General features: G+C 35.1%; 9 protein-coding genes and 1 tRNA gene. 8 read left to right on the top strand and 2 right to left on the bottom strand.

Going from position 1 to position 11,890, the window contains the following annotated elements; genetic code table 11:
- The first annotated feature begins 139 nt into the window (after window positions 1-139).
- From ACT3CE_RS13830 to ACT3CE_RS13820, 3 genes are all read left to right on the top strand, one after another.
- On the top strand, window positions 140-1,204 hold the full coding sequence (locus ACT3CE_RS13830; protein WP_444710356.1) for an SMP-30/gluconolactonase/LRE family protein: 1,065 nt from the start codon (window positions 140-142) through the stop codon (window positions 1,202-1,204).
- Window positions 1,205-1,536: 332 nt separating this feature from the next.
- On the top strand, window positions 1,537-3,180 hold the full coding sequence (locus ACT3CE_RS13825; RefSeq protein ID WP_444710355.1) for a sulfatase: 1,644 nt from the start codon (window positions 1,537-1,539) through the stop codon (window positions 3,178-3,180).
- Between the two features lie 58 nt (window positions 3,181-3,238).
- Window positions 3,239-4,507 (top strand): MFS transporter, encoded by a 1,269-nt coding sequence (locus tag ACT3CE_RS13820; protein ID WP_444710354.1) that lies wholly within the window; start codon window positions 3,239-3,241, stop codon window positions 4,505-4,507.
- A 52-nt stretch (window positions 4,508-4,559) separates the two neighbouring features.
- Here ACT3CE_RS13820 and ACT3CE_RS13815 read toward each other — a convergent pair.
- Window positions 4,560-4,633 (bottom strand) — tRNA-Arg (locus ACT3CE_RS13815).
- Between the two features lie 211 nt (window positions 4,634-4,844).
- On the opposite strand from ACT3CE_RS13815, the gene leuS reads away from it, so the two are divergent.
- The 4 genes from leuS to ACT3CE_RS13795 all read left to right on the top strand — a co-directional run bounded on the left by leuS (window position 4,845) and on the right by ACT3CE_RS13795 (window position 10,893).
- A complete protein-coding gene (leuS, locus tag ACT3CE_RS13810; RefSeq protein WP_444710353.1) occupies window positions 4,845-7,604 on the top strand; it encodes a leucine--tRNA ligase in 2,760 nt (919 codons plus the stop codon).
- Between the two features lie 87 nt (window positions 7,605-7,691).
- Window positions 7,692-8,552 (top strand): YitT family protein, encoded by an 861-nt coding sequence (locus ACT3CE_RS13805; protein ID WP_444710352.1) that lies wholly within the window; start codon window positions 7,692-7,694, stop codon window positions 8,550-8,552.
- Between the two features lie 11 nt (window positions 8,553-8,563).
- The gene (locus ACT3CE_RS13800) at window positions 8,564-9,436 is read left to right on the top strand and encodes a YitT family protein (protein ID WP_444710351.1); all 873 of its coding nucleotides are present in this window, start codon (window positions 8,564-8,566) and stop codon (window positions 9,434-9,436) included.
- 185 nt (window positions 9,437-9,621) lie between these two features.
- Window positions 9,622-10,893 carry a peptidoglycan DD-metalloendopeptidase family protein gene (locus tag ACT3CE_RS13795; RefSeq protein WP_444710350.1) on the top strand — a complete coding sequence of 424 codons (1,272 nt, stop codon included), beginning with the start codon at window positions 9,622-9,624 and terminating at the stop codon, window positions 10,891-10,893.
- Here ACT3CE_RS13795 and purN read toward each other — a convergent pair.
- Window positions 10,885-11,445: a phosphoribosylglycinamide formyltransferase gene (gene purN / locus ACT3CE_RS13790; RefSeq protein ID WP_444710349.1), complete on the bottom strand. Its 561-nt coding sequence runs from the start codon at window positions 11,443-11,445 to the stop codon at window positions 10,885-10,887. The two genes, ACT3CE_RS13795 and purN, sit on opposite strands and share 9 nt — an antisense overlap.
- 200 nt (window positions 11,446-11,645) lie before the next feature.
- On the opposite strand from purN, the gene ACT3CE_RS13785 reads away from it, so the two are divergent.
- Window positions 11,646-11,882: an acyl carrier protein gene (locus ACT3CE_RS13785; RefSeq protein ID WP_054718918.1), complete on the top strand. Its 237-nt coding sequence runs from the start codon at window positions 11,646-11,648 to the stop codon at window positions 11,880-11,882.
- Window positions 11,883-11,890 lie beyond the last annotated feature (8 nt).

The following is an 11,890-nucleotide window of genomic DNA, read 5'->3' as shown; positions in this document are numbered from 1 at the left end:
GTCATTTTAAACTTGACAATAAGCATTTCATGTTTATTCCATGTGGCGCTGTCTCCAATCTTAAAGATTTTCGGGTTGATTTTGGAATAGGATACATCAGGGTATGGATAAAAAATACAAATCAAAAATGATAGACAGAATGTATAAATTTAAAAGTAATTCGATTTCAATACTTGTGTTTCTAACGGTCGTGTTTTTTTTCATGATAAGTTTATTCAGCTGTTCTGAAGAGAATAGAAACTTGAATACTGCGAAACTCTTTGTTGAATTACCCGATTATTGTCCTACTCCCGATGCTTTTGCACTTGCACCTGATGGTAGCTTGACCTTATCATGTCCAAATTATGCCGAAAAAACAAAACCGGGAGTGTTGGTGCGAATAACAAAAAATGGTGTGGTTTCAAAGCTTGCCCATGTTGAAGGAGTAAAGCCTGGAACCTTTTCAAATCCAATGGGAATCGATTATGCTCCCGATGGTTCGCTGTTTGTTTGCGCAAACCAGGGGGCAAATAATGGGCGAGTTCTTCGGATGGTTTTTAGTGAAGGTAAATTGATGTCAACTGAAATTATTGCGTCGGGAATTAATGGACCTAACGGTTTAAAATATTACGATGGAGCAATTTATGTTACGACTCCAAAGCTGCCTATGTTTAAAACCGTAAAAAATACCAGTGGTGTTTATCGCTTTTTGGTGTCCGACAGAAATATTGAAGTTCGGAATGACAGTACCGATGCGAATCTGATATTTACAAATCAAACTCAAAATCCAAGAAAGCAGTTTGGATTGGACGGTTTAGCTTTTGATAATAGTGGACAGTTGTTTGTTGCTGACTTTGGCGATGCCACTATTTTTAAATTGAATTTAGATACAACAGGCAAGGTGATTGATAATGCAGTGTATGCTTGTTTGCCTGATTCTACAGGAATAGATGGTATGACTGTGGATGAAATGGGGAATTTGTATGTTGCCGGTTTTTCGCAAAACCAGATTTGGAAAATAGATGTAGATAGAAAGGCATCAATTATGGCACAATACCCCGACAATAATGGCGCAAATGGCGAATTGGATCAGCCTGTCGATGTTGTGATTTTTGAAAATAAGCTACTCGTTTCTAATTTCGATTTAATGACAGAGTCTGGTATGGTTAATAAGTCGCATGGCAAGCCATATACACTTTCATTTTTTGAAATGGTTTTAGAATAATCTAAATAGTCGTAAAGACTAAATGCAGTTTAACAAATGAATGAAAAATATCTTCGAAACTATAAGTGAATCCTAACTTATTTCTGAATAATACGGGGTAAAAATAGACCATAGCCAGATAAATAATAGGAACTTACATAGAAAATTCTCTATTAAATTAGTATGCTGTGATTCTACAAATATTAGAACTAGAAGTAAAATAGAAATATATGAAACGAACATAAAAAAAACAAGCATTTATTAATCTACGAAACTGATTAATCTTTTCGTTGGAGTTATCTGTTCGTCAGACAGGATAGCATCTTACAAATGAAAAATAAAAAAACAAACAAATGAAAAATTTAATACCACTTATTCTAATTTCCTTGATAACATTCAGTTGTAATTCGGGTTTGAAGCAAAAAAAAGCACTTAAGAAAAAACCAAATATTCTTTTTCTTGCCGTAGATGATTTACGACCAGAATTGGGATGTTATGGTTCTAAGATTGCCGTAACACCAAATTTAGATGCTTTGGCTGGTGACGGATTGTTGTTTGATAATGCATATTGTCAACAGGCTATTTGTAGTCCTTCACGAGCAAGTTTAATGACGGGTGCTCGTCCAGAAACGATTGGTGTAATTGAGAATTATACTGATTTTCGTGATGTTAATCCTGACATCGTAACTTTACCTCAACAATTTAAAAAGTTTGGTTACGAAACAGTTTGTTCGGGAAAAATATTTCATGGTAAGTATAACGATCCAAAATTTTCGTGGAGCAGATTGCCTGTAAAACCTAAGGTTGAACGTACACCAACTAAAGGCGGTTATGCATTAAAAGCAAATCAGGAATTCTATAAAAAGCAACGTGGCGTAATGATTGCAAAATATGGTCCTGATGCGCCTAAAAATGGTTTAGTTCAGGGTCCTGCTTACGAATGTGCAGATGTGTCTGATGTAAGCTATGAAGATGGTTACAATACAATTTCTGCCATTGCAACATTAAAAGATATGTTGGCGAAAAATCCAGATAAGCCTTTCTTTTTAGGATTAGGTCTTAAAAAGCCTCACCTGAGTTTTATTGCGCCTAAAAAATACTGGGATCTATATAATCGTGAAGATATTCCATTGGCAGAAAATGATGTGGCTCCTATCAATGGTGCTGCAATGGGATTGCATCCTTCTTTTGAACTTAGAGCAAGAGCCAGTATTCCTAAGTATGGTTCTATTAATGACTCTTTGGCGAGAACATTAAAGCATGGTTATTTGGCTTGTGTGAGTTATGCCGATGCTCAAATTGGGAAAATGATAAAAGCATTGGATGATGCTGGTGTGCGTGATAATACCATTATTATTCTTTGGGGTGATCATGGTTGGCACCTTGGAGATATGGGTATTTGGGGAAAGGCAACCAATTACGAAATTTCTACTCGTGTTCCTTTAATGATATGGACACCTGATATGCCAAATGAAAATAGAGGTGTAACTACAAAGGCATTGGTTGAATTAGTTGATATGTATCCAACTCTTTGTGAATTGGCTGGAATAGAAAAACCTGCTCATTTGGAAGGACAAAGTTTTGTTCCTTTATTAACAAATCCTGAGAAAGAATGGAAGTCTGCAGTTTTTAGTCAGTTTCCAACTCCGGCATTAAGAGAATGGGCTGCAAACCCACTTTCACCAGGAATGCGCGAAACGTATTTTGGTCCACTTATAAAAGATGTTGAGGGTAAAATTATTGCGCAACAAAAGGACAAATGGAATCGCGATTTATTTGAGAATAATTTGATGGGTTATGGTATGAGAACCAATCATTATCGATTAATTGTTTGGAAAGATTATACGAATCCTAAATCGGAACCTGTGTTTGTTGAGTTGTACGATCATGTTAATGATCCTGAAGAAACAGTGAATATTGCCGATGAAAAACCAGAATTGGTAAAAGAACTTTTAGTTCAATTCAACAGTGGTTGGAAAGGTAATTTGGCAAACTAAAACAAAGCTTAATCGGTTTTTTATATTTAAAAATACTAACACAACTTCCTTTTTAATTATGAATACCTCAACTACAAACCCCAAAAAATCAGCCCTGGTTGTTTTTACAACCGGCGCATTTTTCTTTTACAGCTTTATTCAAATGACTCTATTCAGCACTGAGGCTATGAAAGAATTTTTTATGCAAATACTAAATCTAAATTCAACCGCTGAATTTGGAAACTTTGCCGGAACATATCTATATGGAACAGTTCTTCTACTTCTTCCAATAGGAGTAGTACTCGATAAAATATCCGTTAAGAAAATTGTTGTTGGAATGATTGCTGTTGTGGTGCTATGTGTTCTTAGCCTTAGCTTCACAACAAATCTTTATGTTGCCATGATTTTAAGATTTATCATGGGAATAGCTCATTGTGTAGCCTTTATGGCCCCTTTCAGATTAGCTCCTCGTTGGTATCCATCTAAACAACTAGCTTTGGTGGCAGGTCTTTTGGTCACTTTTGGTGTATTTGGCGGTTGGGTATCTGGTGCTCCAATGCTTGCTTGCTTAACTGCTTTCGGAGGACAAAGCACAATGCTTTTAAATGCAGGTTTAGGAGTTATAATTTTAATATTAGCTATAATTTTTATACAAGATTTTCCTTCGAAAGAGGATACTTCAGAAGAAATTACTAATGATACTGGGCTAATAGAAGGATTAAAATTAGCTGCGAAAAACAAACAAAACTGGTTAGCAGGACTATTCATTGGACTTCTAAATTTATCTGTTTTATTGCTAGGAGCAGTATGGGGAACTACCTATCTAAAAATTGTAAACCCCGAATTCTCAGAAGCTACTTTTACAGGAATAATTGGAATGATTTTTATTGGGACCATGATAGGATCACCAATCTGCGGTTGGATATCAGATAAAATTAGATCCCGTAAAAAAGCAATGATAGGCGGTGCGGTATTGTCTTTGGTAATTATACTTTTAATTATTTTTCCTCCATCAACCAGTTCTGGTTTCTTCTATGTTTTGTTCCTATTTTTAGGAATTATTACAGCAGCACAAAGCATAGGATATCCAGTAATTGCAGAGTCAAACGAAGACAAAATTCTTGGAACCGCAAATGGATTATCATCTGTAATTTTAATGGGAATTGGAGCTATTGGCCAACCTTTATTTGGGCAATTGGTTGCCATGTTTGGTGGAGATTCTTCCGCAAGCGCAATACAAATGCAAAAAGCATTTCAAACAGCAATTTGGCTAATGCCAATTGCATTTGTCGCATCTATTCTTTGTGCAATCTTGTTAAGAGAAACATTCCAAACAGACTCGAAATAAACGTAAAGAAGTTCATAAAAAAGCCTGAAGTATCTAACTTCAGGCTTTTTTGTGACCCGTACAGGATTCAAACCTGTGACCTTCAGAACCGGAATCTGACGTTCTATTCAGCTGAACTAACGGGCCATTGTGAGCACAAATTTAAAAAATTATTTTGTTCTGCATCAGTACATTTTGATACAATCCTAATTTGTTTTTCCACAATAGATCTAATGTACTATTAACCAATTTTTAATAATAATTTCAGTTCGGAAAAAAAGCACTCTTTTTTTTCTAAACTTTTACTAATTTTGCGATCTGAATACATAGAATAACCATATTTTATCAAAATATTACAATGGAGTACACATTTAAAGAAATAGAACAAAAATGGCAAAAGTACTGGAACGACAATAAAACCTATAAGGTTGATGTCGATGCAGACAAACCAAAATTTTATGTGCTAGATATGTTCCCATACCCATCAGGAGCGGGATTACATGTTGGTCACCCACTCGGATACATTGCTTCCGATATCTATTCTCGTTACAAAACTCTCAAAGGGTTTAATGTACTCCACCCAATGGGATACGATGCTTATGGTTTGCCTGCAGAGCAATACGCGATTCAAACCGGACAGCATCCTGCAATTACAACAGAACAAAACATTACCCGATACAGAGAACAATTAGACAAAATTGGATTCTCGTTCGATTGGGATCGTGAAGTTCGTACCTGCAACCCTGATTATTATAAATGGACTCAGTGGGCATTTATTCAAATGTTTAACCACTATTACGATAACAATATTGAAAAAGCTCAGCCCATTTCATTATTAGTAGAGAAATTTGAAACCGAAGGAAATGCAAATGTAAATGCAGCTTGCTCCGAGACTGACATTTTCACTGCCGAAGAATGGAAAGCTTTATCAAACACACAACAGCAGGAAATTCTTTTGAACTACCGATTGGCTTACCTGGCCGACACACTAGTAAACTGGTGTCCTGAATTGGGTACCGTTTTGGCAAATGATGAAGTTAAAGATGGTTATTCTGAGCGTGGTGGCCACCCTGTTGAGCAAAAGAAAATGCGTCAGTGGTCTCTTCGTGTATCTGCTTATGCAAAACGCCTTTTAGAAGGAATGGAAACTTTAGAGTGGACAGATTCTTTAAAAGAGATTCAAAAAAACTGGATTGGCCGTTCGGTTGGTGCTGAGGTAAATTTCGACGTAAAAGATTCCGATATTAAAATGGAAATCTTTACCACACGTCCCGATACCATTTTTGGTGTTACCTTCATGGTACTTGCTCCGGAAAGCGATTTGGTTAATGAACTAACAACACCTGATTGTCAGTCAGATATTGATGCTTATATCGAAGCAACTAAAAAAAGAACCGAAAGAGAACGTTTAGCCGATGTTAAAACCGTAAGTGGAGCATTCACTGGCGCTTATGCAATTCATCCTTTTACAGGCGAAGAAATTCCTATTTGGGTAAGCGATTATGTACTAGCTGGATATGGTACCGGTGCTATTATGGCAGTTCCTGCTCACGATAGCCGCGATTATGCATTCGCTAAAAAATTCGAATTGCCAATTATTCAGGTAGTTTCTGGTGGCGATATTTCCGAAGAATCCTATGATGCTAAAAGCGGACAAGCGATGAATTCCGATTTCTTAAACGGATTAGAGGTAAAAGATGCAATTGTAAAAGCAAACGAAGAAGTTGAAGCTCGTGGCTTAGGTAAGAAAAAAATAAACTACAGATTGAGAGATGCAATTTTTTCTCGTCAAAGATATTGGGGGGAACCATTCCCAGTTTATTTCAAAGAAAACATGCCATATATGATGGATATGGATCAACTACCTTTGGAATTACCCGAAATTGATAAATATTTGCCAACCGAAAGTGGCAAGCCACCTTTGGGACGTGCAAAAAACTGGAAAACAGAAGAAGGCCATCAGATAGAATTAAACACAATGCCAGGTTTTGCAGGATCATCAGCATATTATTTGCGCTATATGGATCCTCGTAACAATGATGCTTTGGTTTCGAAAGAAGCTAATGAATACTGGCAAGATGTTGACTTGTATATCGGTGGAACCGAACATGCTACAGGTCACTTAATTTATTCTCGTTTCTGGAATAAATTCTTATTCGATATTAATGAAGTATGTAAGGATGAACCTTTCAGAAAATTAATTAATCAGGGAATGATACAGGGACGTTCGAACTTTGTATACAGAGTTAAAAATTCGAACAAATTTGTTTCTTACGGGTTAAGAAAAGAACACGATACCACAGCAATTCACGTTGATGTAAATATTGTTAAAAATGATATTTTAGATACAGAAGCATTCAAAGCCTGGAGACCTGAGTTTAAAAATGCTGAGTTTGTTCTCGAAGATGGAAAATATCACTGTGGATGGGCTGTCGAGAAAATGTCTAAATCGATGTTTAATGTCGTAAATCCCGATGTTATTGTTGAGGAATATGGAGCAGACACTCTTCGTTTGTACGAAATGTTTCTTGGACCATTGGAAGCTCATAAACCTTGGGATACCAATGGAATTGATGGAGTTCATAAATTCTTAAAGAAACTTTGGAGATTGTTCCACAATGGCGAAACTTTCGAAGTTTCTGAAGGCAATGGAAGTAAAGAAGAATTAAAAGTTCTTCACAAAACCATCAAGAAAATTCAAGATGATATTGAGCGTTTTTCATTCAACACATCAATTTCTGCCTTTATGATTTGTGTAAACGAGCTAAGCACTTTAAAATGTAATAACAAATCTGTTTTACAGGATCTTTTAATCTTACTTGCTCCTTTTGCTCCTCATATTAGTGAAGAACTTTGGGCAAAATGTGGAAACAAAAACAGCATAACCAAAGCTAGTTTCCCTGTTTTTAACGAAAGCTATGTTGCCGAAAATACTCATTCTTATCCTGTATCATTTAATGGTAAAATGAGATTTAAATTAGAATTATCGCTTAGTTTAAGTAAGGATGAAATTGAACAGGAAGTTTTAAAATGTGAACAGGCTAAAAAATGGATCGCCGATAAAACGCCTAAAAAAATCATCATTGTTCCGAAAAAAATTATCAACATCGTAGTCTGAAAAATAAGTTAAAATAAAACTCGAGAGCTTTAACTTCATTAACTACAAAAATGATGGTTAAAGCTCTTTTTTTTACATTATAAGAAAGTGAAAATAAATTATTCTGAAATCAGATCCTTTCTGATTATTGCAATTGGTCTGGCCATTTATAGTTTCGGCTGGACAGCATTCTTAATTCCTTCAGGAATTATTGGAGGCGGAGTTAGTGGTATTGGTACCTTAATATATTATGCCACCGAAAAATCTATACCAGTAGGTTATTCGTTTTTTGTAATTAATGTATTTCTGATAATTATTGCATTAAAAATTTTAGGGAGCAAATTTGGTCTTAAAACAATATTTGCAATTCTTGTAGGTTCAGTTCTGCTCTCAACCTTCCAAAAATTTATTACAGCACCTTTAGTCGACGATAAATTTATGGCTGCAATAATAGGTGGTGCTTTAGGTGGTATTGGTGTTGGCTTAACCATTTCGCAAGGAGGAAGTTCTGGTGGAACCGATATCATTGCAATGATTATTAATAAATACAGAAACATTAGCCCGGGACGAATTATTTTATATCTCGATATATTTATTATCGCTTCCTCCTATATTGTATTTGAGGATGTTCCTACAATTGTTTACGGATATGTAGTAATGTCAATTGCCTCCTACTCTATTGATATGATGATTTCAGGATCAAAACAGTCGGCACAGGTATTTATTATATCCCGAAAATACGAAGATATTGCTGCAAGAGTTAGCGAAGAAACCGGACGAGGCATTTCTATGCTTCACAGTACAGGTTGGTACACACGAAAAGAAACCAAAATGCTAATGATTGTAGTACGAAAACACGAAACTCAGCACATATTTAAAGTAATAAAAGAAATCGATCCGGAAGCATTTATTTCAATGGCATCGGTAATGGGAGTATACGGACTTGGCTTTGAAGAAATAAGAGCATAAAAACTACACTAATGAATAAACTATTTCAAACAAACAACTTAAAAGAATCAATAAATTCCTATCTAATAATTACAATAGGTTTAATCATTGGTTCATTTGCATGGACAGGTTTTATTATTCCGGCCGGAATTGTAGGCTCGGGAGTAAGTGGAATCGCCACAATGATATTTTTCGTAACCGGACTTAAAGTTGGTTATAGTGTATTCCTAATTAATACAGTACTCCTATTACTATCTCTAAGAGTATTAGGTTTTGCTTTTGGCATTAAAACCCTTTATGGAATAATTGTAATCTCCTTTTTTCTTTGGCTGTTTCAATCATTAATTACAGAACCTCTAATTACAGACCGGTTTATGAGTGCCATTATTGGAGGAATTATGGCAGGTGCGGGCGCAGGTATTATCCTTTCAAGAGGTGGCAGTACAGGTGGCACCGACATACTTGCCATGATGATTAACAAATATAAAAACTATAGCGTAGGACAATTATTACTTACTATCGACGTTCTTATTATCTCTTCCTCTTACTTTTTAGAACATTCAATCGAACAGGTAGTTTATGGTTTTGTAACCATGGGTGTAAGTGCATATTGTGTCGACCTAATTATAGAAGGAAGTAAACAATCGGTGCAATTAATTATTTTTACCCGAAAACCCGAAGAACTTCGAAAAGAAGTAATTCACAACCTAAATCAAGGTCTTACCATTATAAATGGTACCGGCGGTTATAGCCAGGATGATGTTAAGGTATTAATGCTTTTAGCTAAAAAGAAAGAGTCTCAATCGATACTGCGAATGGTTAAAATGGTTGACCCTGATGCCTTTATATCTTTAGGAAGTGTTATGGGGGTTTACGGACAAGGTTTTGATAACATAAAATCCTAAGATATTAAAAAAACTTAAAATTTGAATAATCGCCGCTCCTGTGTTGTAACACGATAAAAACAGTTATACCTTTAAGACGTAAAACTATATTAATATAATAATGATCGATATTTTTTTGAATTACATCATTATAATCTATATTACATAAGCATATTTACAATTTAAACTGGGACTAAAATCAGAAAATGAAAAAGTACTTTAATTACAAAACTCTAATTATCGCAGGTCTTGTTCTTGCAGGATTATACCTTTTATCAACTAAACTAAAAGATATCCCCGAAGAGGTAAAAACGGAAGAACATCAGGCCATCGACTCGGCAGAATTAAAACTAGTTAATTTAAAGTACGGATTCCCAATTGATGATTTTAAAGTTGAAACCAGTAAAGTAAAACGAAATCAAAGTTTATCTACTCTGCTGCGCCAATACGAAGTCTCTTTTTCCACTATCGATAAAATAGCCCGAAAAGCAAAAAAAGTTTTTAATGTTCGCAAAATAAAATCGGGTAAAGAATATTCTGTTCTATTTACCAACGATAGCATTAAAAATCCAGAGTATTTTATCTACGAAAACACACCTGTAGAATATATTGTTTTCGATCTTCGTGATACTTTACATGTATATAAAGGAGAAAAAGAAATTAAATACCTCAAAAAACAAGTAAGTGGCGATATTGAATCTTCTCTTTGGAATGCAATGGTAAGCGTAAAAGCAGATCCTCTGCTATCAATAGAATTGTCAGAAATATATGCCTGGACCATTGATTTTTTTGGAATTGGCAAAGGCGATCGTTTTAATATTATATATGAAGAAGCATTTGTAGACGATAAACCAATTCATGATATTAAGGTATTGGCCGTTAATTTTATTCATCACAACTCGGATAATTACGCTTTTGCTTTTACCGAAGGAGAAAAAAAAGGATTCTTCGATGAAAAAGGAAATAGCTTACAAAAAGCATTCTTAAAAGCCCCATTACGCTATTCAAGAATTAGTTCCCGTTTTTCGAACAGACGATTCCACCCAGTTTTAAAAAGGTACAGAGCACATCATGGTATCGATTATGCAGCTCCAACAGGAACTCCTGTACATACGATCGGCGATGGAGTAATTATTAAAAAAGGCTATCAGAAAAATGGAGGAGGAAATTACATTAAAATAAAACACAACAGTGTTTACTCCACAACCTATATGCACCTTTCCCGCTTTGGTAAAGGAATGAGAACAGGCGTAAGAGTTAAGCAAGGCCAAACAATTGGCTACGTAGGTTCAACAGGTTTAGCTACCGGACCACATTTAGATTTTAGAGTGTTTAAAAACGGATCAGCTATTAATCCTTTAAAAATGAAATCGCCTCCTGTAGCACCCGTTAAAGAGGAAAACAAACCTGCTTTTGAAAAACTAAAAAACGATTTCTTAATAGAATTAAGTAGCGAAAAAGCAATTAGCTTACAGTAATTGCTCTATAATTTTAGGAAAATGTTCATACTCTAGCTGATGAACTTTTTTGGCCACACATTCGGGGGAATCATCTTTTTCAAGTTTGCATTTAGCTTGAAAAACGATTTTTCCCTCATCATAATTTTCATTTACCAGATGAATGGTGATGCCCGATTCACTCTCTCCATTTTCAATTACGGCCTTGTGAACATTCATTCCATACATTCCTTTTCCACCATATTTTGGTAAAAGTGCAGGATGAATATTTACAATTCTATCGGAGAATTTACGCACAAAATTCGAAGGAAGAAGCAATAAAAAACCTGCTAAAACGATAAAATCAACCTTTTTTTCATCTAAAAAATCAATAATTTTATCCGTTTTCATGAAATCTGACTTCGAAAACACCAAACTTTCAATATTTAGTTCTTTCGCTCTGTTTAGTACAAAAGCATCAGCATTGTTGGTTAATATAACAACTATTTCAACATTTGGATTCCCCTTAAAATAGCGAGCTATATTTTCAGCATTACTCCCTGACCCAGAAGCAAGTATGGCGATTCTATTCATTGTATTTTTATAAATATTTAAGAGATCACCCAAAGATAGATAAAAGCCATTTCCAATGGAAATAATTTCGTGGAAAAAGAAAAAGAATTACCTTTGTTCGCAACTTTGTAAAAAATATTTGAATTATTTCAAGTAAATTCATTTCTTTGCACCGTTGAAAATTAATTAGTTTTAATATTAATCATTTAAATTTAAAAGTTATGTCTGATATTGCATCTAGAGTAAAAGCTATCATCGTTGATAAGTTGGGTGTAGACGAAACTGAAGTAACTCCGGAAGCTAGCTTCACTAACGATCTAGGAGCTGACTCATTGGATACAGTTGAGCTAATCATGGAATTCGAAAAAGAATTTAACATCGCAATTCCGGATGATCAAGCAGAAAACATCGGTACAGTAGGTGACGCTGTTTCCTATATCGAAGAAAACGCTAAGTAATCATTAAC

The sequence above is a fragment of the Marinifilum sp. RC60d5 genome, from assembly GCF_052400665.1.
Taxonomy (GTDB): Bacteria; Bacteroidota; Bacteroidia; order Bacteroidales; family Marinifilaceae; genus JBQTGK01.
This window is presented reverse-complemented; position numbering and strand designations above follow the sequence as displayed.